The sequence below is a fragment of the Limnobacter sp. SAORIC-580 genome (assembly GCF_013004065.1).
GTDB lineage: Bacteria > Pseudomonadota > Gammaproteobacteria > Burkholderiales > Burkholderiaceae_B > Limnobacter > Limnobacter profundi.
This window is the reverse complement of record NZ_CP053084.1, coordinates 127,016-150,556: the sequence shown is the minus strand read 5'-3', so window position 1 is coordinate 150,556 and position 23,541 is coordinate 127,016. Positions and strand designations below refer to the sequence as shown.

21 protein-coding genes are annotated in these 23,541 nt (G+C 52.5%); 9 read left to right on the top strand and 12 right to left on the bottom strand.

The genetic code is table 11. The features are described 5' to 3' along the window. Positions 1-63: 63 nt before the first annotated feature. The 9 genes from HKT17_RS00685 to HKT17_RS00645 all read right to left on the bottom strand — a co-directional run bounded on the left by HKT17_RS00685 (position 64) and on the right by HKT17_RS00645 (position 9,536). Positions 64-579: a hypothetical protein gene (locus HKT17_RS00685; protein WP_171097063.1), complete on the bottom strand. Its 516-nt coding sequence runs from the start codon at positions 577-579 to the stop codon at positions 64-66. A gap of 96 nt (positions 580-675) precedes the next feature. Then, positions 676-3,813 (bottom strand): efflux RND transporter permease subunit, encoded by a 3,138-nt coding sequence (locus HKT17_RS00680; protein WP_171097061.1) that lies wholly within the window; start codon positions 3,811-3,813, stop codon positions 676-678. Continuing rightward, positions 3,810-5,201 (bottom strand): efflux RND transporter periplasmic adaptor subunit, encoded by a 1,392-nt coding sequence (locus HKT17_RS00675; protein ID WP_240965871.1) that lies wholly within the window; start codon positions 5,199-5,201, stop codon positions 3,810-3,812. The genes HKT17_RS00680 and HKT17_RS00675 overlap by 4 nt, the downstream gene beginning before the upstream one ends. Beyond that, positions 5,198-6,523, bottom strand: coding sequence for a TolC family protein (locus tag HKT17_RS00670; RefSeq protein WP_171097059.1), 1,326 nt, complete (start codon positions 6,521-6,523; stop codon positions 5,198-5,200). The genes HKT17_RS00675 and HKT17_RS00670 overlap by 4 nt, the downstream gene beginning before the upstream one ends. Positions 6,524-6,615: 92 nt before the next feature. Continuing rightward, positions 6,616-6,933 (bottom strand): hypothetical protein, encoded by a 318-nt coding sequence (locus HKT17_RS00665; protein ID WP_171097057.1) that lies wholly within the window; start codon positions 6,931-6,933, stop codon positions 6,616-6,618. A 222-nt stretch (positions 6,934-7,155) separates the two neighbouring features. After that, a complete protein-coding gene (locus HKT17_RS00660) occupies positions 7,156-7,998 on the bottom strand; it encodes a patatin-like phospholipase family protein (RefSeq protein ID WP_205882467.1) in 843 nt (280 codons plus the stop codon). 165 nt (positions 7,999-8,163) lie between these two features. Next, positions 8,164-8,502 carry a copper-binding protein gene (locus HKT17_RS00655; RefSeq protein WP_171097053.1) on the bottom strand — a complete coding sequence of 113 codons (339 nt, stop codon included), beginning with the start codon at positions 8,500-8,502 and terminating at the stop codon, positions 8,164-8,166. Between the two features lie 36 nt (positions 8,503-8,538). Then, on the bottom strand, positions 8,539-9,048 hold the full coding sequence (locus tag HKT17_RS00650) for a cupredoxin domain-containing protein (RefSeq protein ID WP_171097051.1): 510 nt from the start codon (positions 9,046-9,048) through the stop codon (positions 8,539-8,541). A gap of 158 nt (positions 9,049-9,206) precedes the next feature. Continuing rightward, positions 9,207-9,536 carry a hypothetical protein gene (locus tag HKT17_RS00645; RefSeq protein WP_171097049.1) on the bottom strand — a complete coding sequence of 110 codons (330 nt, stop codon included), beginning with the start codon at positions 9,534-9,536 and terminating at the stop codon, positions 9,207-9,209. Between the two features lie 167 nt (positions 9,537-9,703). On the opposite strand from HKT17_RS00645, the gene HKT17_RS00640 reads away from it, so the two are divergent. The 8 genes from HKT17_RS00640 (at position 9,704) to HKT17_RS00605 (ending at position 19,536) form a co-directional block, all read left to right on the top strand. Continuing rightward, positions 9,704-10,399 (top strand): heavy metal response regulator transcription factor, encoded by a 696-nt coding sequence (locus HKT17_RS00640; protein WP_105029761.1) that lies wholly within the window; start codon positions 9,704-9,706, stop codon positions 10,397-10,399. Positions 10,400-10,401: 2 nt separating this feature from the next. After that, the gene (locus tag HKT17_RS00635) at positions 10,402-11,730 is read left to right on the top strand and encodes an ATP-binding protein (protein ID WP_171097047.1); all 1,329 of its coding nucleotides are present in this window, start codon (positions 10,402-10,404) and stop codon (positions 11,728-11,730) included. 27 nt (positions 11,731-11,757) lie between these two features. After that, positions 11,758-12,117 carry a hypothetical protein gene (locus HKT17_RS00630; protein ID WP_171097045.1) on the top strand — a complete coding sequence of 120 codons (360 nt, stop codon included), beginning with the start codon at positions 11,758-11,760 and terminating at the stop codon, positions 12,115-12,117. 91 nt (positions 12,118-12,208) lie between these two features. Then, positions 12,209-13,498: a TolC family protein gene (locus HKT17_RS00625; RefSeq protein ID WP_171097043.1), complete on the top strand. Its 1,290-nt coding sequence runs from the start codon at positions 12,209-12,211 to the stop codon at positions 13,496-13,498. A 12-nt stretch (positions 13,499-13,510) separates the two neighbouring features. After that, positions 13,511-15,004, top strand: coding sequence for an efflux RND transporter periplasmic adaptor subunit (locus tag HKT17_RS00620; protein WP_171097041.1), 1,494 nt, complete (start codon positions 13,511-13,513; stop codon positions 15,002-15,004). Between the two features lie 65 nt (positions 15,005-15,069). Then, positions 15,070-18,243 (top strand): efflux RND transporter permease subunit, encoded by a 3,174-nt coding sequence (locus tag HKT17_RS00615; RefSeq protein ID WP_171097039.1) that lies wholly within the window; start codon positions 15,070-15,072, stop codon positions 18,241-18,243. Between the two features lie 9 nt (positions 18,244-18,252). Then, entirely contained in the window at positions 18,253-18,609 is a 357-nt protein-coding gene (locus tag HKT17_RS00610; RefSeq protein WP_171097037.1) for a DUF3147 family protein, read from the top strand. A gap of 12 nt (positions 18,610-18,621) precedes the next feature. Beyond that, complete coding sequence (locus HKT17_RS00605) at positions 18,622-19,536, top strand: cation diffusion facilitator family transporter (RefSeq protein WP_240965870.1); 915 nt, start codon at positions 18,622-18,624, stop codon at positions 19,534-19,536. On the opposite strand, the gene HKT17_RS15570 is transcribed toward HKT17_RS00605, so the two are convergent. After that, positions 19,528-19,638, bottom strand: coding sequence for an MICOS complex subunit MIC60 (locus tag HKT17_RS15570; protein ID WP_240605654.1), 111 nt, complete (start codon positions 19,636-19,638; stop codon positions 19,528-19,530). The genes HKT17_RS00605 and HKT17_RS15570 overlap by 9 nt on opposite strands. A gap of 186 nt (positions 19,639-19,824) precedes the next feature. On the opposite strand from HKT17_RS15570, the gene HKT17_RS00600 reads away from it, so the two are divergent. After that, positions 19,825-20,586 (top strand): phosphatase PAP2 family protein, encoded by a 762-nt coding sequence (locus HKT17_RS00600; RefSeq protein ID WP_205882466.1) that lies wholly within the window; start codon positions 19,825-19,827, stop codon positions 20,584-20,586. Here the strand turns inward: HKT17_RS00600 and HKT17_RS00595 are convergent. Together HKT17_RS00595 and HKT17_RS00590 are read right to left on the bottom strand one after the other, a co-directional pair. Further along, positions 20,495-22,120: a phosphoethanolamine transferase gene (locus HKT17_RS00595; protein ID WP_171097032.1), complete on the bottom strand. Its 1,626-nt coding sequence runs from the start codon at positions 22,118-22,120 to the stop codon at positions 20,495-20,497. The two genes, HKT17_RS00600 and HKT17_RS00595, sit on opposite strands and share 92 nt — an antisense overlap. 117 nt (positions 22,121-22,237) lie before the next feature. Further along, on the bottom strand, positions 22,238-23,521 hold the full coding sequence (locus HKT17_RS00590) for an ATP-binding protein (RefSeq protein WP_171097030.1): 1,284 nt from the start codon (positions 23,519-23,521) through the stop codon (positions 22,238-22,240). Positions 23,522-23,541: the final 20 nt, after the last annotated feature.

The window sequence follows — 23,541 nt, the reverse complement described above, 5'->3', positions numbered from 1 at the left end:
GAAAGTAATGTACCCGATTCACCTGAATTGAAGCTTAAAAACCCAGGTGAATGCCGCGAGGCATCACGATTTATTGGGCGTACTGCTGCTTTCAACGAGGCGTGGCTGCTCATCACGGGGCCACTCAAAGCTGTAAAAACCTTGTTTGCCATTGATGGTGTAATCAAACTGGCCACTGATGGAACGGGTCTTCATTTCCAAATTAAATACACAGCTGTTGGGGGCTTCACAACCATGCTGGCTCACCAGGTTGCTAACTTCGGGATCGATCAACGGCGCAGTGTGCAAGCCCTGTGGGGTCATGAAATACACCCCGGCGTTGTTGCCGCAGTGGTTTTCAATCAGGGTATGGCCGACGCCCTCAAACCGGAATTCGCAATTGTTTTTCGATGCGTACGACAGTACCTGCTGAGCCGCCGCTTTTTCCTGGCAGGAAGACACACCAAACAAAGTGAGTGCGGTGACGACCATCAAACTGAACAACACAAAAAGAAATTTACTGGCTTTGCCCAGAAACGAGCCCTGCCGTCGATTTGAATCGAACGACAGGGAGCGCGACCTGCTGCGTTGGTTGAACATGGCTGGTGACCTTCTGTGAGTGAGGTTGGGATATTGGCAATGAAGCTGCCCTTTCCCAACGTCTCAACTCCACCAGCGTTTACACAGAACAAACAGTTATTTTTCCCTTTTCAGAGTTTGTTTACGCCGCATGAGCAGGAACACTGCTGGCACCACGAACATCGACAACAAAGGTGCGCTGATCATACCGCCTACCATGGGTGCGGCAATGCGCTGCATGACCTCACTTCCTGTACCGGTACCCCACATAATTGGTATAAGTCCGGCCAGAATGGTGAGCACGGTCATGGCTTTGGGGCGCACCCGCAGCACAGCGCCTTCGCGGATCGCATCCAGCAAATCGTCCTCTTCAGTGTTTCCCCGTTTAACGCGGTTGGCCCAGCTTTGATTCAAATAAAGCAGCATGATGACGCCGAATTCCGCCGCCACACCCGCCAGTGCAATAAAGCCCACAGCACCCGCCACTGACAAATTGAACTCAAGAAGCCACAGCAGCCATGCGCCACCAATCAGTGCAAAAGGCAGAGTGGCCATGATCAGCAAGGCTTCATCCACTTGCTTGAAGGTCATGTACAACAGCACAAATATAATCAGCAAAGTGAACGGCACCACCAATTTTAATTTCTCGGTGGCACGCTCCAGGTATTCAAACTGCCCCGACCATGAAATGGAATAGCCGGCCGGCAGCTTTACTTGCTCAGCTACGACACGTTGCATGTCCAGCACGGCAGAACGCAAATCGCGCCCGCGAATATCGATGTACACATACCCAGCCAATCGGGAATTTTCACTGCGCAACATGGGTGGCCCATCGGTGATGCTGATTTTGGCCACATCACTCAACACAATTCGCTGGCCGGAGCCGGTGTAAATTGGCAGTACACGCAGGCGGGTTAACGAGTCACGCAACTCACGCGGGTAACGCACATTGATGGGAAAACGCTGCAAACCTTCCACAGTTTCACCAATGTTCATGCCACCCACTGCGCTTGAAATAATCGACTGAATATCCGAAATGTTCATGCCATATCGCGCAGCCATGTCGCGGTCAATATCCACATCCACATAACGCCCGCCAGTGAGGCGTTCAGCGAATGCGCTGCTCACTCCCTCTACATTTTTTACTGCCTTTTCAATGTTCACGGCCACTTGGTTGATGGTACCCAAGTCGGCGCCTGTCACCTTCACACCGACCGGGCTTTTAATGCCGGTGGCCAACATGTCGATGCGGTTGCGAATAGGTGGTACCCAAATGTTGGTTAAACCAGGTACGCGCACAATTTTGTCCAGCTCGTCCACCAACATATCGGCTGTCATGCCCTCTCGCCATTCACTTTTGGGCTTGAACTGAATGGTGGTTTCAAACATCTCCATAGGTGCGGGGTCTGTTGCTGACTCCGCGCGGCCCGCTTTGCCGTAGACCGATTCCACTTCGGGTAACGTGGCGATCAAGCGATCTGTTTGTTGCAACAACTCAGCAGCCTTGCCTGCGGACAAACCCGGCAATGCGGTGGGCATGTAAAGCAAATCGCCTTCATCAAGCGGTGGCATGAATTCACTGCCCAACTGGCTTAGCGGATAGAAGCTGATGCCCAGCAGCAGAACGGCCACAGCCACGGTGGTTTTGGGGAATTTCAATACCGCATCGAGTGCAGGGCGATACGCTGCAATCAAACCCCGATTGATGGGGTTCGAATTTTCATTGGGAATTTTTCCCCGAATCAAGTACCCCATCAACACCGGAATCAGCGTAATGGCCAGGCCAGCCGAGGCTGCCATGGCATAGGTTTTTGTGAAAGCCAAGGGAGAAAACAAACGCCCCTCCTGTGCCTCTAGCGTGAAAACAGGGATGAAACTAAGCGTAATGATCAACAAGGAAGAAAACAGGGCAGGCCCCACTTCAATCGAGGCATCACCAATCACGCGCCAACGTTCCATGCCTGCCAACGCCTTGCCAGGGTTGTCGTGCGCCCACTGTTCAAGGTGCTTGTGGGCGTTTTCAATCATGACCAGCGCGGCGTCCACCATGGCACCCACGGCAATTGCAATACCGCCCAGCGACATCACGTTGGCATTCACACCTTGCTGCTCCATCACAATGAATGAGGCCAACACACCCAAGGGCAGGGAAACAATCGCCACGAAGGCCGAACGAAAATGCAAAAGAAAAACAAAGCACACCAAAGCCACGACGATAAATTCTTCAAGCAGTTTGAAAGTGAGGTTGTCGATTGCGTTGTTGATCAACGTAGAGCGGTCGTACACCGGAACAATTTCAACCCCCTTGGGTAAACCGGGCTTCAGGCTTTCCAGCTTGGCCTTCACCGCTTCAATGGTGTTCAGGGCATTTTTACCCGAACGCATCACCACAATGCCGCCCACGGACTCGCCACTGCCATTTAATTCGCCGATGCCACGGCGCATTTCAGGGCCGATCTGGATGCGGGCTACATCTGCCAGCTGCACTGCAATGCCTGTGGCACTGCTTTTTAATGGAACCGAACGAAAATCATCCAGATTCTCCAGGTACCCGGTGGCGCGCACCATGTATTCGGCTTCACCCAGTTCAATCACCGAGCCACCCGCTTCCTGATTGGCGTTGTTAATTGCCATGACCACTTCATCGAGCGTAATGCCGTAGCCCGCCAACTTTTGAGGGTCGAGCACCACTTGGTACTGCTTCACGAAACCGCCTACCGAAGCCACCTCGGCCACATCCTCCACGGTTTTCAATTCATAGCGCAGAAACCAGTCTTGCAAAGCCCGCAGTTGCGACACATCCAGGCTGCCGGTGGTGTCTTGCAGAGCGTATTGGTAAATCCAGCCCACGCCTGTGGCATCTGGCCCCAAGGCGCTTTTGGCACCCGCTGGAAGGCTGCTTTGCGCCTGGTTTAAATACTCCAGTACCCGCGAACGCGCCCAGTACAAGTCCACACCATCTTCAAAAATAATGTAAACAAAACTGTCGCCGAAAAACGAAAATCCTCGAACATCTTTTGCACCAGGCACGGAAAGCATGGTGGTGGTGAGCGGGTAGGTCACCTGATTTTCAACAATTTGAGGGGCCTGTCCAGGAAAGCTGGTGCGTACAATCACTTGCACATCGGATAAATCGGGCAGCGCATCAAGCGGGGTTTTGTACACCGACACCACACCCCAGGCACTGATCATGACCGTGGCGATCAACACCAGCAAACGGTTAGCAATCGACCATCGAATAATGAAGGCAATCATGGTTGCTCTCCGGTATTCAAACGCGCTTCAAGCCCTCGCAAACTGGCTTCAGAGTCAATCAGGAACTGACCAGAAAGCACCACCTCCTGGCCGGGTTGCAGGCCTTCCAGCACCTCGGTTTTTCCATCAAATTCAATGCCTGTCTTGATTTCAACTGGCGTGAAGCGGCCTTCCTCATTGGCCAACATGACCACCGCACGGCGGCCGGTTTGTATTACTGCCTCCGAAGGAACAATCAATGTTTCTGGTCGGCTTGGATCCATGAAACGGGTTTGTACAAACATGCCGGGCAGCAGTTTCTGCTCTGGGTTCTTCAACACAATGCGGGCCAACACGGTGCGGGTATTGCTGTTTACCTGCGGCAGCACAGCCTGCACCGTGCCCTCAAAACTACGCCCTGGCACAGCTTGGGCCTTGGCCACCACATTCACGCCAGCTTTTACGTAAACAGCCTGCCCCTCGGGCACCTCAGCTTGCACCCACACGGTGGACAGTCCGTTGATTTCCATCAAGGTCATGCCTGGCTGCACGGTCATGCCTTCGCGCACCATCAGCTCGGTCACCACGCCGCTGCGGGGGGCAACAATGGCCACACGGGGTTGTGTTCGCCCACTTTGCTCAACTTGCCGAATTTGAGCGGTACTCATGCCCACTTGCAACATGCGCTGGCGCGCAGCATCAACCAAGGGCTGCAAGTTCTCACCTTTCATTTTTTGCAGTGACAAGAATTCCTCTTGCGCAGCAATCCAGTCGGGCACATACACTGTTAACAGGGTTTGGCCTTGCCGGACTGAATCGAGCGTGGCAGTCACGTTCAGATTTTCCACATATCCCATAGCCCGGGATTGAATCACCACGCGTTCGCGTTCATTCCACTGTACAGAGCCACTGGCGCTAATTTCAGGGGCCAGCATGCCCATTCCCACAGCCGCTGTGCGTATGCCCAGATTCTGTTGAATTCGGGGGCTTACTTTCACACTGCTGTTGTCGGCAGAATCGGCCCCTGAGTACGCGGGCACCAGCATCATGTCCATGAAGGGGCTTTTACCCGGGGAATCGAATTTGCGGCCTGGCACCATGGGGTCGTGGTAATACTGCACGGCCAGCCCGGTTTCAGGATCAACATCACCCGCCTTGATGCCACTTTCCATGTGTCTGCGGGTGGCGGCTTCACCTTGCGGAATGTTCCAGGTGGAGGGGTCTACCTTCCCACCATCTAAACCACCCTCAACGGCGCCACCCTCAACTGCGCCACCCTCATTTGCACCACCAATAGGGGCCGACATCATTTCCATGCCCTGGTTCATGCCCAGTGCCCACAAACCATAACCCCCGCCAGCCAGCGCTGCCAATGCGAACACGCCAACTGCAATATGCGTCTTTTTCATTGTTGTACCTCTACAGGAATCAGGTATTCCAGTTGCGCCCAAAGTTGAGCGGTGTCCATTTGAATGCGCAGTTTTTCCATGCGCATGTCGATCTCCATTCGGCGCGCAGCCAACACCTCGGCCAAATTACCCGTGGCCCCTTGGTAAGCTGCAAGCGCAGCTTGCGTGCGCTGTTGGGTCAGCGGAATCAGGCTGCGATCAAAGTCGCCGATTCGCTTCAAATTGCTTTTCCAGGTTTGCTGCCAGCGTTGTGTTTGCACCAAGTGTTCGCGGTGCAGTTCAATGCGCTCCGCCTTTGCTTTGGCGGCCATGGCGTTGGCTGAGGCCAGTGCCTGGTTCTGCCGGTTGTCCTGGTCCACAAACAGCGGGCGTGACGCGCCAAATGACAGCATTTCCGAGAACTCGGGCCCACGTCCGGCATACATCACCGACAAGGTCCAGTCTGCTGACTTTTCCTGTTGCTTTACTTGAACCTCGGCAAGTGCAGTGGCTTCGGCTTTTTCAAGAGCCAACACCTCGGGGTGACGGTGAAGCCTTTCAAACAGGTCTGATGCCTGCAAGCGCGATTGCGTCAAGTCCACAGGGCCAGCAAGGGTTGCATCGGCTTGCTCACCCACCCAGCGCTGCAGTTCCGCTTGAGCATTGTCCAGCAAGGTTTGTGTGTCCTGAATTTTCAGGTCCATCAAACCCAGTTCTGTACGTGCCGCAAACACATCGGTTTGCGCAGTCTTGCCTGACCGGTACTGGGCATCGGCAGCCTCAATTTGCAACGCCAGTTCATTGCGCTGCGATTGCAGCAGAACCAACATTTCCTGTAGATAAAAGCGGTCCAGATACGCCTGCGCTGTGGCGGTGCGCAGTTTACTCAATGCCTGAAACTTTCCGGCTTGAGCAAACTCGGCGCTTTTGTTGAACACGTTGGCCTGAGCGTTGCGCTTGTCCTTGCGGGTAAATGTTTGGGAAACACCTACCCCCCGCATGGTCATGAAATCAGCCGCGAGGCTGAACTGGTCTGGCCCGTTGGCAGGAATGTTGATTACTTCCAGGTTCAACATGGGATCGGGCAGTTCACCTGCGGCAATCGCCTGGCTTTGTGCCGCTTTCGTGGCTGCGTCTTGTGCACGCAGTGCCTCTGATCGCTGCTCTGCCAAGGCAAGGGCTTTCGACAGGCTCAACACCCCTCGCTCTTGCTGAGTCAACGCCTGTGCCAAGGTGTACTCGGTGGTGGCTGTATCTTGGGCCATGACATTGCCCATGAAAAATACTGCCGCCAAAGCCACTGCAACCAACGCCAATTTAATAAAGGTTGTTTTGCCCAACATGGGGGCCTCCTGCATGGTGTTCAAACCATGAGAAAAACGATAGAAACCGCAAGCAGTCAAGCATTGCGGCAGTTCGGGGGTTTCAACAGAAGTCAGGCCCGGGGCGGGCGATCGAGAGGAATTTGAAGCTGGGAGAGCAGCAGTGTTTTCACTGTTGGCACGTGCACGGGTGAAACACCCTGAGAGTCGAGAATTACTGCCTCATAGGCCAGCGAAGGAACCACACAACACACGGGCGAGCCTGCAAAACAACCTTCCTCCACATGTTGCGCCATCTCGTCCATTATGGCTGATGGCGTAGTGTCCGATTGCAATGCATCCATCTCGGCGCAGCATGGCAACGCGTGCGCCAGGCTTTGAAAAAGCAGCGCAAACAACAATGCAGCGTGGATCAGCGATTGACGGATCATGTGAATTTCAATGGTAAGTGCTCTCAAAAGGTAGCACACAGTCGATAAGCACAACAAGGAATTTACGTTCATTGCCCATTACAAATTTGTAATGCAACTTAAAGCATCTGCTCATTCGTCCCTGCGTAATCAAAAGCATCGACCTCAGTAATGGCGATACAAGCGAATGAACCGGTGAAGGGTTGGTATCAATTTGACACCAATTTCGGCACAATTGATTAATCACCTCAATTGTTTTTCAGCATCTCGAAGTTTTTCTTTGGCCTCTAAATAACCTGTTTTAAAAACCCAATGACGGTCATTCAGACCCAGTTGACCAACATTGGTTAATTGAGGCGCAATGATCATTGTTGCCATTGGCATCTCAAGTTCTTTGATCCGAAAACTCGAGATCAAAAAGGTTTGAAACATCAAATCGGTCAGCGTAAAAACTTCTGCAAGTTCGGGTGGATACACCACATCCACGGCAAGAATGGGTAGCTTGCTCAAGCGCTGCGCCGGGCCAATGGGTAGTGGCGAACTGGCCTGACCATCGATGTAAAGACGCCCATTGATTGAGGGTGGTGTGAAGATACCCGGAATTGTTGAAGACGCCCGCACAGCCTGAGTAACATCACCCGCATTGAAAACTACGGGACGACCGGTTTCCAGATCAGTGGCCACGATGGCAACTGGTTTTAAGAGAACTTCAAACGTTTGAACGCCAAAATCACGACGCAATTGTCGTTCGAGAAACTGGCCAGAGAACACCCCTGCCTCGCCCTTCAAAACTGGCTGCCCCAGGTTGGGCAACACAGGTACAAACAGATCCCGGCTACTTAGTGAATCAGCACGTTGCATCATTTGATCGGCTGTATAACCCAAACCCCAGTAAGCGGCCACCACAGCGCCAGCGCTGGTACCAATCACCATTCTGGGCTCAAGCCCCTGTTCCTCAAGGGCCTTTAGAACTCCGATGTGCGCAAAGCCCCGAACACCGCCGCCGGAAAGAACCAATATGAAACCCTTCTCGAATTTCTGAGTGTAGGCGGCACGCTCGGCGCTAAACCAAGGTTCTCCCTTCACCGCAACAGTTGGTTTGTGACTTTCCGGCTGAATAAAATTTCCGATTGTTTGACAGGCGCAAAGCACCATTGCTGAACCAAGCAAACTCAGCATTAAACCCACTTTGCCCGCGATAACGGACCCAGCGGGAAATCCAGATTTGTTTTGCAATGGCGCTTCTCCTGATTACTGTTTCTTCTCGATGTGCGTGATATTCATGTTTTGATCCACGGCGAACAGAACATTATCGCCTTTGTTCAGGCCTTCCAGTTGTGCCGCCTCTTTGGCCGAGAAAACCATGGTCATTGGAGGCATTTGAAGATTCTTGATTTCGCCATGCTTCAATGTGACCTTACCTGTCTTCGGATCAATTTTTTTCACCTCGCCCTGTGTCATTTCCATGGTTTCCACAGATTTCTGCTCGGTGGCTTTGCCAGCATGGGCACCGTGATCTCCCGCGGCAAAAACCGAAGTCGAAATTGACAATGCAAAGATAGAAGCGATTTTGATTAATTGGGTTTTCATGATTTTTCCTTTTCAGTGTTAACAATGATTATTGGCTTATTTACCTACTCGCAACGGCCCACGCATGCCAGCGTCAAAGTGGCCAGCAATCAGGCAGGCAAACTCAAACTCGCCACTTCGGTTAAAGGTCCAGACCATTTCCGTGGTTTTCCCCGGCGCCACATGCGCCATGTAGGGTTCATCATGCTCCATATTTGGAAATTTCTTCATTAAGTCGGCATGCTCCAGGTTCTTGTCTTTTGTCCCAAGCACAAATTCGTGCATCAGTTTTCCTTCGTTTTTCACAACAAATTTCACTGTTTCACCTTCCTTGAACTGCATTGAAGAAGGCTCAAAGCGCATGCTGTCGGACATCACCACTTTGACCGTTCGGTTTGCCTTGGCCGGCGTGCCAGCAATGCCCCAAGCGGTTTGCTCAAGAACTGGCTGTGCAGTGGAATTGGGCTTTTTGTGCTCCTCAGTGCCGTGCGCCAATACGGCTACCGGCAACAAAAGCCCAGCGCCAAGCAACAACGATAGAGAATAATTTGCGAATGTTTTTTTCATGCTTAATTCCTTAGTGGTCCGAATGGGCTTTAGGTTTTCTGACCTTCAACTTGATTGTTTCCTGAGGTCGATTGCTGGACTTCATGGCGGGGCCAACAACACCTGAAATTCCCGACTGCTCACCAACATCAATTCGACTGTGAAATTCAGACTTGGCTTTAGTTCGAATTAGCAAGACGACGCTCTTCTAGAGTTTGGCTTTGCAATTCACGCAGCACCTCCTGACGGGATTTTCCAGAGCGTGAGTTGCCCCAATCACCATGTGTGGTCCCATCACCGCTGGCTTCAGAACCGATGATGTTTGCGCGGTAGCCGCGAAATCCCTTGCTGGCATGTGACGCAGATTTCGCTGGATCTTTGTATCCCAGATGGGGTTCATACACCGCATCGCCTTTGCCGGGGTGGAAGGCAGCATCGGCAAGTGCCACTGCAGGTGCAGCAATCGCGAAGGTGGTAATCAGAACAGCGGCGATTTTAATATTTTTCATGATGATCTCCTGATTGACTCGAATTGGAGGGTTGTTTTCTAAACCCATGCCTTCAGTCTAGTCAGGGGCACCTGTCAGCCACCTTCCCGGTACATTACAAATATGTAATCTTCACCAAATTCGGGGTGGTTATACTGTGCTTCGGTGCACCAAATGAAGACAATTCAATGAAACTGCTTTTGATCGAAGACGACCTGCGGCTGGCCGATTACCTGAAGAAGGGACTGACCGAAGAAGGTTTCGTTGTCGATTTGGCACGCAACGGGATTGACGGTTTGCATTTGGCCACCCAAGGCCTTTACGACGTGATCATTCTTGATGGCATGTTGCCCGACATTGATGGTTTGGCGGTATTAAGTGCGTTACGCCAATCCAAAAGTATTCCGGTACTGATGCTTACCGCCCGCGCCATGGTTGAAGACAGGGTGAGCGGCCTGAAGGCCGGTGCAGATGACTACCTGGTGAAACCCTTTGCGTTTGCCGAGCTGGTGGCCAGGCTTCACGCCCTGGGGCGCCGAACTTCAACAGTTGCAGCAGAAAGCCAAACCACCGTATTGACCTTGCTGGACCTGGAGTTGGATGCGGTGCGCCGCACGGCCAAACGCGGCGGCAAGGATTTGCGGCTAACGGCCAAAGAATTTTCATTGCTGTGGCTGCTGCTTCGCCGCAAAGGAGAAGTGATTAGCCGCACCGAAATTGCAGAACTGATTTGGGACATGCATTTTGACAGCGAAACCAATGTGATCGATGTGGCCATTCGCAGGTTGAGGATCAAGCTGGACGACCCTTACGAAATTCCGCTGCTTCATACCATTCGGGGCATGGGGTATGTTCTTGAGATTCGGGCGCAGGGCAAGGAGTGACCGTGAAATCAATTTCCAGAGCCACCATCGGTTTGACCAGCTCCGTCAGTGTACTGGGCGTGGTTTTACTCGCAGTGCTTGTGTATTGCTGCATCCACTTTTGGCAGGCCAAGCAACAGGAAGAAACCGCCAACCGCGCGCTTCATGCAGTTGAACACCTTTTACTAAAACCTACTGCCGAATATTCACCCGAAGACGTGAAACATGGCCTGGAAGAAGTGTTGGGAGGGCAAGGTCGAACCCAAGCCCGCGTTGTTGACAGCCAGGGCAATCGCATGTTCGGTCCAGAGGTGTTCTTCAACGGAGAGGGATCTGTTCGGGAATTCTCTCAAGTGTTTGAAACCGAACTTCCCCAACTGCAAGCCAAACGGGTTGAACTGGCGGTAAGCACCGTAGACGACGAACGTTTTCTGAACTTCATTTCAGGAATTTTTGCATCGTCCATCGTGTTGTGGATCCTGGTGTCGGTGTTGATCAGTATGCGACTGATTCGCCTGGTTTTGCGCCCCATCAATCGACTGACAGAACGCATTCACAATTTGGGGCCACGCTCGCTTGATGTTGTGCTGGACGACCACAAGGCCCCGCTTGAATTGCGACCCTTCATCGACGGATTCAACCGCTTACTGGGGCAACTGCGCGAGAACCGGGAGCAATTGAAACTGTTCAACAGCAATGTTGCACATGAATTGAATACACCACTGTCGAGCTTGACCATTAGCCATGAGCTGCTTCAACGCCGCAAACTGATCGAAGGTGAGGACCTTCAAAAAATTGTCGGTGATCACCTCGACGAACTCGACCGCATGGCACGAATTATTCGCAGCATGCTGTTCCTGGCCAATGCAAACCAGGGCAGAGAACTGCAACTTCAATCTGTGCCAAGTCTTCGTCAGCTGGTGGTATCAGTCGCGGAATACCTTGAACAGTTGGCCGAAGACAGAGATCTTCGCATCACAGTTAAAAGCGATGCCACGGTGGAGGCTGAAACCGAATTGATTAAACGAGCAGTGAGCAATTTGCTGTCCAATGCAATTCGGTATGCGCAGGCCAACACAGAAATTACCGTGCAAATTACCGGAGAAGCAGAGAGGGTGTGGATCAAGGTTTCGAATGAAGGCCCGACAATTGACCCAGTCAAACTGAACCGTTTGTTCGAACCCTTTTTCCGTGCTGAAGAGGGGCGAAGTGACACTGGGAGCAATCACGGACTTGGTTTGGCCATTGTGGCTGCAATTGCGAAACTGCATGGTGGTGATGTGTTTGCAAGCAGCGAAAATCAAGTTACGGTGATTGGCTTTTCGATTCACACAGAACCGCAATTGACATGAACACCGAAAAAATGACATCCTAATAACATGTATCGTTCATTCATCTTCATGTTCCTTATGTTTCTGCTGCCGCTCCAGGCCTCCTGGGGCGCGGTGGCGGATTATTGCGCGCATGACGAGCTTGCGCAACAATCATCACATTTCGGCCACCATCAAGATGAACATCATGCCCACGATAGCCAAGCTGATGCCGGTGACGATCAAGATAGCCAATATCCGCAAAACCACGACCATTCGCATTCATCCAGCTTTATCGGCTTTTCGGCTGACAACGCGAACGGCGTGATCATTGATTTCAGTTCACCCCAACAGGTGCTGAGCACTTCAAAGTATTCCTTTTTCTGTCAAACCCGCCCTGAACGCCCCAAGTGGCCTGTGTCTGCCTGATTACGGCGACACGACACCTGTCTTTACACCTCATTAAACGACTGCGTTAATTCGTCTCGCCGATTCTTTCCTTTGTACACCGGAGAAATCGATGCGAAAAATATTGCTAACGCTGGCTGCGACCGCGTTGCTGCCCAGTGCCGCCATGGCTCAGGGCAACACCCCCGAATACACCAGCAATGGGCTTAATTCCCCATCCGGGCAAGCCAGCTTGCCGCGAACAACAAACCTTACTTTGAACACCGCACTTGAAAGGGCCTATGCGGCAAACCCTGAACTGGCAGCGGCCCGAAATGCGCTGCTGGCACAAGACGGCACCATACGCCAGGCTGAAACCCGCCCCAACCCCGAATTACAGGCCCTGGTTGAAGACACGCGAAGTGCAACCCGCACCAGCACCCTGCAACTGAACCAGCGCATTGAACTGGGCGGAAAGCGTTCTGCTCGAATTGATGCAGCCGAGCGCGGCAAGAACCTTGCTGAAGCTGACCTTGCCATGGTGCGGGCCACCCTGCAAACCGAAGTCACCTCTGCGTTTTACGACACGCTGGTTGCACAGGAACGTGTGCGGCTTGCCCAATCTTCCATCGACCTGGCACAAAACGCCCAGCGCGCTGCACAAAAAAGGGTTGAAGCAGGCAAGGTATCGCCTGTCGAGGCCACCAAAGCGGGCATTGCATTGGCTGGCGCACGCGTGGATTATGCACGCGCTGAAAGTGCGCTGAAATCGTCTAAAAAACGTTTGGCCACCGCCATGGGAGAATCCCGGGTCGGTTTTGAAACCGTTGAAGGCAATCTTGAAAACCTGCCCGAGCTGCCCGCCATCGAGACACTGGAAGACAGGTTGCAGCAATCGCCTGCATACCGGAAAGCCCAAATTGAAGTGGACCGCCGCAAGGCCATTAGCGAGGTTGAACGCAGCAAAGGCGTACCCGATGTGACGGTGAGCCTTGGTGGGCGAAAAAATCAGGAACTTGGCTTGAACCAGGCCATTTTTGGGGTATCCATTCCCATCCCTGTTTTTGACCGCAACCAGGGCAACTTGCTTGAATCACTGCGACGCGCTGACCAGGCCAAAGATGAACTGACAGCAACGCAATACCGCTTGTCTCGCGATTTACAAGCCGCATACGAAAACCTGAGCGCGTCCCGCGAGGAATTCCTGGCCTTGCGTGACAGCATTTTGCCCAGTGCAGAAAGCGCCTACAACGCTGCAAGCAAGGGTTTCGAGATGGGCAAGTTCAGTTTTCTGGAAGTGCTGGACGCACAACGCACCCTGTTTGATGCCATGGCGCAAAGCCAGCAATCGCTCGCCCAATCCCACCGGTATGCCGCCGAACTGCAAGGGATTCTTGGGCAAACACCAGCCAATATTCAGTAGGACCACTTAATCATGAAACGCAATTTCAGCAAGAAACAAATCATTTCCATCGCCCTGCTTGTTGCAGTGGGTGCCCTGCTGCCAGCCCTTATTTTAACCACAGGCAATTCCCAGCCTGGGCAAACCAATGGCACACAACTTGAACAAGCCAACCCCAATGAACCTGTCAAAGGACCCAAAGGGGGCAAGTATTTCGCGCAAGACGGCTACGGGGTCGAGGTGACCATTTTTGAGGACGGTGTAGACCCCGAGTTCAGAATTTACACCTACAAAGACAACGCCTTGCTGCCCCCCGAGGCCACCAAGGCAAGTATTGAACTTGAGCGCTTGGGTCGAAAGCCGCAAACCATCAACTTTGCACCTGCAAACAATTTTTTGCGCGGCGATGCCGTAGTGTTTGAGCCCCATTCATTCCGTGTTGCCGTGAATGCGCAACACCAAGGCAAGCAATACCGCTTCGCTTATGACCAGATCGAGTTCCGAATCGACATGAGCGCCGAGCAAATGAAACAAAGCGGCATTGAACTGGCCACAGCCGGCCCGGCCAAAATCAAAAGCAGCATTGAATTGATCGGCGAAATCCAGTTCAACAGCGACAACACGGTACGCGTGGTGCCACGCTTGAGTGGCATTGTGGAATCTGCCCCCGTGAACGCGGGTGATCAGGTTAAAAAGGGACAAGTGCTGGCCGTAATTTCCAGCCAAACCCTGGCAGACCAGCGAACCGAGTTGCTGGCAGCGCAAAAACGCCTGGCATTGGCCAACACCACATTCGAGCGGGAAAAGAAACTGTGGGAAGACAAAATTTCAGCCGAGCAAGATTATCTGCAAGCGCGCAATACCAAGCAAGAGGCTGAAATTGCAGTGCTGAACGCACGACAAAAGCTCGCCTCGATCAATGGCGGCGCCACCATTGGAAGCCAACTGACCCGCTATGAAATTCGGTCACCGATATCAGGCACCGTGGTGGAAAAAAACATTGCTTTGGGGCAGGCGTTGAAGGAAGACGCCAATATTTTCACGGTGGCCGATTTGTCCACCGTGTGGGCCGAAATGACGATTTACCCCAAAGACCTGAATACAGTGAAAGTGGGCCAGCAAGCCACCATAAAGGCCACGGCATTTGAATCGGAAAGCGTGGGCAAAGTGGCGTATGTGGGTTCCCTGGTGGGTGAACAAACCCGCACCGCCACTGCACGCATTGTGTTGCCGAACCCCGATTCTGTGTGGCGTCCCGGGCTGCCAGTGAAAGTTGAACTGGTGGCCGAGGAAAGTGAAGTACCGGTTGCCATTTCAACCGAAGCCCTTCAAACCATTCTGGATGGACCGGCCGTGTTTGGTCGCTATGGCCAACAGTTTGAGGCACGCCCGGTTGAACTGGGCCGCAGCGATGGCAAAACCGTTGAAGTGTTGGGCGGCCTGGACGCGGGTGAGCAATACGCGGCAACCAACAGCTTCCTGATCAAGGCGGATATCGGCAAATCAGGGGCAAGCCATGACCATTGATTCAACGCTTGCCCACATCTGCACCACCCTTTGCCAATGCACGCAAACAGAGGAAGTACCGAATCATGTTTGAAAAAATAATCCGTTTCGCCATCGAACAACGATGGTTTGTGATGCTGGGAACCGTGGGCCTGATTGCCCTGGGTATTTACAGTTATCAAAAATTGCCAATAGACGCTGTACCCGACATTACCAACGTTCAGGTTCAAATCAACACCTCCGCACCAGGCTACTCGCCGCTGGAGTCTGAACAGCGCATTACCTTTCCCATTGAAACTGTGATGGCCGGTTTACCCGGCCTGCAGGAAACCCGTTCCATTTCACGCTACGGCCTGTCGCAGGTCACCGTGATTTTCAAGGAAGGCACCGACATTTATTTCGCACGCCAACTGGTCAATGAACGCATTCAGCAAACCAAGGGGCAACTGCCCGCCGGAATCGATCCCGCGATGGGGCCAATTTCCACGGGTTTGGGTGAAATTTTCATGTGGACCGTGGAAACCAAAGAAGGGGCTTTGAAAGAAGATGGCACACCCTACACCCCCACGGATCTTCGGGAAATTCAGGACTGGATCATCAAGCCCCAACTACGCAATGTGCCCGGCGTCACCGAGATCAACACCATTGGCGGCTATGCCAAGGAATTCCAGATTGCACCCTCGCCCGACAAACTGGTTGCACAGGGTATTTCGCTGAAGGACTTGTTGCGGGCTGTTGAACAAAACAACAGCAATGTGGGCGCTGGTTACATTGAGAAACGGGGTGAACAGTATTTGATCCGTGCGCCGGGTCAGCTCAACAACATTGCCGACATTGAAAACGTGATTGTGTCAAACCGCGCCGGTGTGCCCATTCGCATTAAAGATGTTGCGCAGGTTTACATTGGCAAAGAACTTCGCACCGGTGCCGCCACAGAAAATGGCAGAGAGGTGGTGCTGGGCACGGTGTTCATGCTGATTGGTGAAAACAGTCGCGTGGTGTCGCAAGCGGTGTCAAAAAAACTGGAAGAAGTAAACCGGAACCTGCCGGAAGGGGTAGTTGCGCAAACCGTTTACGACCGCACGGTGCTGGTGGACAAAGCCATCAACACCGTGAAAAAAAACCTGATTGAAGGCGCCATTCTGGTAATTGCAATCCTGTTTCTTTTTCTGGGCAATATTCGCGCGGCCATCATCACGGCGATGGTAATTCCACTGTCCATGCTGTTCACGTTTTTTGGCATGGTCAATAACGGGGTTAGTGCCAACTTGATGAGCCTGGGCGCACTGGATTTCGGCATCATCATTGACGGTGCCGTGGTCATTGTTGAAAACTGTGTGCGCCGCTTGGCCCATGCACAAACCAAAGCGGGGCGAACACTCACGCGCAAGGAACGCTTTCATGAAGTGTTTCTGGCCTCCAAGGAAGCGCGACGATCCCTGCTGTTCGGCCAACTCATCATCATGGTGGTTTACCTGCCCATTTTTGCGCTCACCGGTGTGGAAGGAAAAATGTTCCACCCCATGGCCTTCACCGTGGTGGCGGCACTGCTGGGTGCCATGATTCTCTCGATCACCTTCATTCCGGCAGCGGTGGCTTTATTGATCACCAACAATGTCAGCGAGAAAGAAAACCGCATCATGACGTGGGCAAAGCGTGGATACGAACCCGCACTGGTCAAGTCCATGGCCAACAAACCGGTGGTGCTTTCAATTGCCGTGGTGTTGGTGGTTTTATCGGGTTTGCTGGCAACCCGCATGGGCAGCGAATTTGTGCCCAGCTTGAATGAAGGCGACATTGCCTTGCATGCCCTGCGTATTCCGGGCACCAGCTTGAGCCAGGCCATTGGCATGCAAACTGAACTGGAAAAAACAATCAAGCAGTTTCCTGAGGTGGACCGTGTATTTGCCAAAATTGGCACGGCCGAAATTGCAACCGACCCAATGCCACCAAACGTGGCAGACAATTTCGTGATGCTGAAACCCACCTCGGAATGGCCAGACCCCAGCCGCAGCAAAACCGACCTGGTGGAAGCCATGCAAACCGCTGTCATGAAAATACCAGGCAACAACTATGAATTCACCCAGCCCATTCAAATGCGATTCAATGAATTATTGTCGGGTGTGCGAAGTGATGTGGCTGTGAAAGTATTTGGTGATGACCTGGACACACTGAATACCGTGGCCGGAGAAATTTCCGAAGTGCTGGAAAAAGTCGATGGCGCAGCAGACGTGAAAGTAGAACAAACCACGGGCCTGCCCATGCTGACCGTTCAAATTGATCGCGAAAAAACTGCACGGTTTGGCATCAACGTGACCGATGTTCAAAACACCGTTGCCATGGCCGTTGGCGGGCAGGAAGCAGGTGTGCTGTTTCAGGGCGATCGCAGGTTTGACATCACCGTGCGCTTGCCCGAAGCGCTGCGAAACGACCTGCAGGCCATTGCGCGGCTGCCCATTCAGTTGCCAGGCAGTACGGCTGGCAGCGACATGCCCCTGTTTGTTCAACTGGGCGATGTGGCAAGCCTGGACATCGCACCCGGGCCAAACCAAATCAGCCGGGAAAATGGCAAGCGCCGCGTGGTGGTAACCGCCAACGTGCGTGGCCGCGACATTGGTTCATTTGTGGCCGATGCTCAAAGCCAGATTCAGCAGAAGGTGAAAGTACCAGCAGGCAACTGGATCAGCTGGGGGGGTACGTTTGAACAGTTGCAATCGGCCTCCAAACGACTGCAAATTGTAGTTCCGCTGTCACTGTTTCTGGTATTCCTGTTGTTGTTCATCATGTTCAACAACGTTCGGGATGGTTTGATTGTGTTCACGGGTGTACCGTTTGCATTGACTGGCGGTATTTTGGCCTTGTGGTTGCGCGACATTCCATTGTCAATTTCAGCGGGGGTGGGCTTCATTGCACTTTCTGGTGTGGCGGTGCTGAACGGGCTGGTGATGATTTCATTTATCCGCAGCCTGCGCGAGGAGGGCATGCCCTTAGACAAGGCCATTCATGACGGTGCCATGACACGGCTTCGCCCGGTGCTGATGACCGCGCTGGTGGCTTCACTTGGCTTTATTCCGATGGCGATTGCCACGGGTACCGGCGCTGAGGTTCAACGGCCCCTGGCCACAGTAGTAATCGGGGGAATTCTGTCATCAACCGCCCTTACCCTGCTGGTGCTTCCCATTCTTTACCGGTTGACCCACCGCAAGGAAGAGGAAATGAACGTTACTGATCAACAAGCAAAACCTGCTTACAACACATAGGCTAGCAACATGGGCTGGATTATTTCGAAGTACCTGACCACCGCAGGCCTGGTGGTCCTTATTTCCGAAGTGGCCAAGCGCAGTGACAAACTGGGCGCGTTGATCGCAGCGTTGCCCATGGTCACGGTGCTGACGCTGATTTGGCTTGCTGTTGAAAAGGCACCGCAGGAAAAAATTGCCAACCACGCCTACCTGACATTCTGGTATGTGCTGCCCACCCTGCCCATGTTTTTGGCCTTCCCCTGGCTGTTGCCCAAGGTGGGGTTTGTGTTCTCGCTGGCGGGCAGCGCATTGCTTACTCTGGTTTGCTTCGCCATAACAGTGAAAGTGGCAGCGGGTTTTGGTGTTCAACTTTGGTTTAAATAAGGGGTAGACAATATGGGCGCAGGACATTCCCATGATGTGAAAGTAGAAGGATACGAAAAACCGCTGTGGATCACCTTGATACTCACCACCAGCTTCATGGTGGCCGAAGTTGTGGGCGGCATATTTACCAACAGCCTGGCTTTGATTTCCGATGCGGCACACATGTTCACCGACTCTGCGGCGTTGGCCATTTCCTTGGCAGCCATTCAAATTGGAAAACGCGCGGCTGATTCAAAACGTACATTTGGCTACCACCGTTTCGAAATTCTGGCGGCTGCTGTCAATGCCATTCTGCTGTTCGGGGTGGCCATTTACATTCTGATAGAGGCGTACCTGCGAATATCGAATCCACCCGATATTCAGTCGAACGTGATGCTGATTGTTGCCTCACTTGGCCTGCTTGTGAATTTGATCTGCATGAAAATCCTGAGCGGCTCGAAAGACGACAATCTGAATATGAAGGGTGCCTACCTGGAGGTGTGGGGCGACATGCTGGGATCTGTGGGCGTGATCGTGGGTGCCTTGTTGATTCGATGGACGGGTTGGGGCTGGATCGACTCCGTAATTGCCGTGGGCATCGGGCTTTGGGTGCTGCCACGTGCGTGGGCCCTGTTAAAACAAAGCACACATATTTTGCTGGAGGGCACACCGGAACATTTGAACATTGACGAGATCAAGCAGGCACTGTCAAGTCACTGGGGCGTGGACAGCATTCATGATTTGCATGTGTGGTCCATTTCCAGCGGCAAGTCCAGCTTGTCAGTTCATGTGGTATGCCAGCACCGGGAGGTGGATTGGACTGATTTGCTTCAACAAATTCGCACCATGCTAGCAAACCGGTTTGACTTGCACCACACCACCATTCAGCTTGAGGCTACACCGTGTAGCGATGCAAGTGGAGAACACAGCTACACCGGCTCACCATGAAGCGCCCAGGTCTGCCGGGTTGTTGCTGGCATATGCGAGGCTTCCCCCGGCAATCGCGCTTGCGGTTACAATCAGGGCGGTAAACAATTTTCTCTGTTTCATAATTTCACCCCGTAGTTGAAAGTCAATCAAGCAGGTTTGCTTGTGACAGTTCCTACTTTGCCCATGCAAACTTAGCGCAACATTAGATGCGTTTCTGCATCGATGAGTTTTTGAAACTTCCCGGAATCCCTCTTTCTCGGCCCCAGCGAGCCGGTTAAACTGCTCTTATCGCATCAACCCGGTGTAGTGTGGCTACCCTCTCAGGGCCAGGAGATCAATTTGCTGTTTGAAAACCCAACCCGAATTCACCACTGGGCAGCCTGGGCACTGCTAGGTCTGTTCATTGTTTTTCTTAACCGCTACACGGGCTGGGACCAGGCCATTTCGAATGTATTTTTTGATCCGCAGGCAGCGAATTTTCCATTGAAACAAAACCAGTGGCTTGGCCTTCTTCTACACGATGGTTTGCGTTGGCTTGCGGCTGGCATTTGGCTGGGTTTTGGTTTTCTGTTGTGCTTAAAACCTTTCAGGCTGAAATATGGGGGAGCAATTGTTTTTATTCTGCTGGTCAGCTTGCTGACCGCACTGGTGGTCAGCATACTGAAGGCCCAGTCCGTGCACAGTTGCCCTTGGGATTTGAAGCTGTACGGCGGAACAGCCGATTATTTCCGATTGTTTCAAAACACCCGTGTTGTTGCGAACCCGGGACCCGGAAAATGCTTTCCCAGCGGGCACGCATCCACCGCATTCATGTGGATTGTGTTGTTGTACAGCCCAATGCCGTGGTTGAGGCAACACCGCAGCACAATGACCATCGCGGTGCTGTTGATGGGTGGGCTGGCTGGCGGCGTGCAAATTGCCAAGGGTGCCCATTTTGTAAGCCATGTACTGGCCACAACATGGCTTTGCTGGGGTGTTACCTTGTTTGCCCTTGCTGCTCAAAATGAGCTTTCAAAGCATTGGTGCGCTGCGTGCAAACGCCACTTTCAACCTCGAAAGTCAACATAAGTGCGCAGAACAAGTCGTCGTGCGTGAAAGGATAATCCTTGACCAGCCTCAAGTCGTCAGTACGGTAGTCAAAGTTTTTTCCAAACCACAACACCGAAGCCACATGGGTTTGTTCCCTGGGCGAAAACACATACGGTGCGCCATGCAAATACATGCCTTGCTCACCCAGGGACTCGCCGTGGTCGCTCACGTAAAGCATTGCAGTTTCATGGCTTGAGTCGAATTTTTTCAGCAAAGCAATGGTTTGCGCCAAAAAATGATCTGTGTACGAAATTGCATTGTCGTAGGCGTTGTTGATTTCCTCGTCGGTGCATTTTGACAATTCATTGGTTTTGCACACAGGCGTAAACCGCTCAAACTCTGGCGGGTAGCGTTTGTAGTAAGCGGGGCCATGGTTGCCCATTTGATGCAACACAATCAACAGGTCTTTACCGGGGTGTTTTCGTATGTGGTCTTCAAGCCCAACCAGCATGCCGGCGTCTCGGCATTCAGAATCGCAAACCGGGTTGATGGCCGGGTCGCGAAAATTCTCGTAGGGCAAACGAAGGGCAACGCCTTTGGAATCGGAATTGTTGTCGCGCCACAAAATTTCAACGCCCTGGCGTTTCAGCACATCCAGCACGTTCTCGAATTGATTGACTTTATCACCATCGAAGCCATCGTGCCCAGCCAGTGAAAACATGCAGGGCACCGACACGGCGGTTGATGTACCGCAGGAAGTAACATTGCCCAGAGAAACCACATCTTCTTTGTCCAACATGGGGTTGGTGGGCTTGGTGTAGCCATTCAGTGCAAACCGGTCGGCACGCGCCGTTTCGCCCACCACCAAAACAATCAGTTCCTTGGGGTGCAGCGGGGGTTCATCATTCAATGCAGCGTCTGGCGCCACTGCCTGCACCACCACGGGGCCAGCACTGCCTTTGATTTTGCTGCTGGCCAAGCGAATGGCTGAGTAGGTGAAATACGTGGGGTTGGCGTAAAAGCGCAGGCTTTTGTGTTCACGGAAAAATGAAGCGTATTGGGAGGTAAAAGGCACAATCAACAACACCATGCCTGCCAGCAAACACACACTGAACAATGCCTTGGCGCGAAGTTCTGTTGCAAGGCCCTTTGCCCTGGGCATGCGCCGCAGCACATACCAGGCAGGTAACACACCCAGAACCAACAAGTACAACAGCATGGAAATCGAAAACAGGTCGCCTGCCTCGGCCGCATTGGTTTGCAAGGTGTTTTCCAGCATGGTTTGGTCAATCACCGTGCCGTAGGTCGACATGAAATACGCCGCCATGCTTGAAGCAATCAAATAAAAAGCCAATACCCAAGGCGCTGCACGCCCATGGCACAACCATACCAACAACAAAGTGGTGGCGAGGGTAAACAACAAAAATACGGATGCAACAAACAACACATTGCCATCGAAGAGGGGATAGGCTTGCATCAAGCGGCTTGTAAAACTACCGTTGGCCAAAAGCATAAGGAACGCAGAAACACCCGCTATCCAACGGTTTTGCGGATTGAAAATATTGCGCCACATGGTGTTGTTCCTGATCAATACGGCCAGCAAAGGCGACTTTTATTTTGGTGTCGAAATTGTACACCGATGCCACTGATTTACCCCTAGCTTGGCCTCCAGGCGACTTGATCCAGCTCGTTATTGTTTCACTGAAAACCCGATGCGTACCCATTCCCCATCGCACTGGGCAAAGGGTTCACCCCCATGCAAACGGGCAATGGCAGCCACAATTGCCAAGCCCAAACCATGGTTATGCCCACTTTCATTGCGTGATTGATCCACCCGGTAAAAAGGCTCAAACAAATGAGGCACGCTACGCTCGGGAATACACACGCCTTTGTTGCTCACGGTAACGTTGACCAAGCTACTGGTATGCGCAGGTTCAATGTGAATGTGAATTGTGCTGCCCTCTTCGGCATAGCGAATGGCATTGGACACGAGGTTGGACAAAGCCCGCTTGACCAATTCGGAATCAATGCGTGCTGAAGCATCGCCGTGCAATTCAAAGTGCAAATGCTTTTCCTCCAGCATGGCCTCCATGTAGTCCATCACCGTCATCACTGGTTCACTCAACTTTTCAACCCAGCGAAAATCGTTGTACTGACCCTGGCTGGCATGCGACAAAAACAGCATGCTTTGAATAATGCGGTTCATGCGTTGCAGTTCTTCAAGGTGGCTGTGCAAGGCTTCTTTCAAATGCTCCGGATCGGGGTTCTTCTCGCGCAACAACAACTCGTGGCTTACGGTAAGGCTGGACAAAGGCGTGTTCAACTCGTGTGCCACATTGGAGTTAAACGATCGCAACTGTTCCTGATACTGCCCTACCTTGCCCATCAACTTGTTGAACTGCTCAATAACCGGGTAAAGCTCTTCGGGTTCATGGTCGCTTTTGATTCTGGCGTTGACATCTGAAGGATCAAAGTCCGCAATTTTTCGACCAAACTTGTTCAGGGGTTTCAATTCAAACCGGGCCAGTGTGCCGCTCAACAGCATGATGAAAAATCCCCAAACCACTGTAACCGCCGTAAACAGCAAAGCAATAAACTTCAAAAAACGTTTGTCTTCAGACACATCCATGGCCAATTCTAGATCTCGCATGGGCATGCTGCCGCCCAGTCCGTTCAAGGGGTGCATGTAGCTTACTTTGTGCTTCACCTGGCTTAACAACAACTGCGGGCCATATAGCACTTGCCCGTTTTCTCCGTGCACTTTTGCACGCACATTGCCAAGGCTTAACAGCAATTCATCCACCCGGCTCCACATTTCAGTGGGCAAAAGTTCGCTGTTGCGGGCCAGCACCTGTTCAACGCTGGAAGCCGCGCGACTGAGAGTGTCCTGATGCCGCATGTCTTGCCACATGCAAATGGCCTGGTAACTGATGATGGCGATAATGCCCACACCCAGAATACTGAGTATCGACATTTGCAATGAAGATCGCCTTG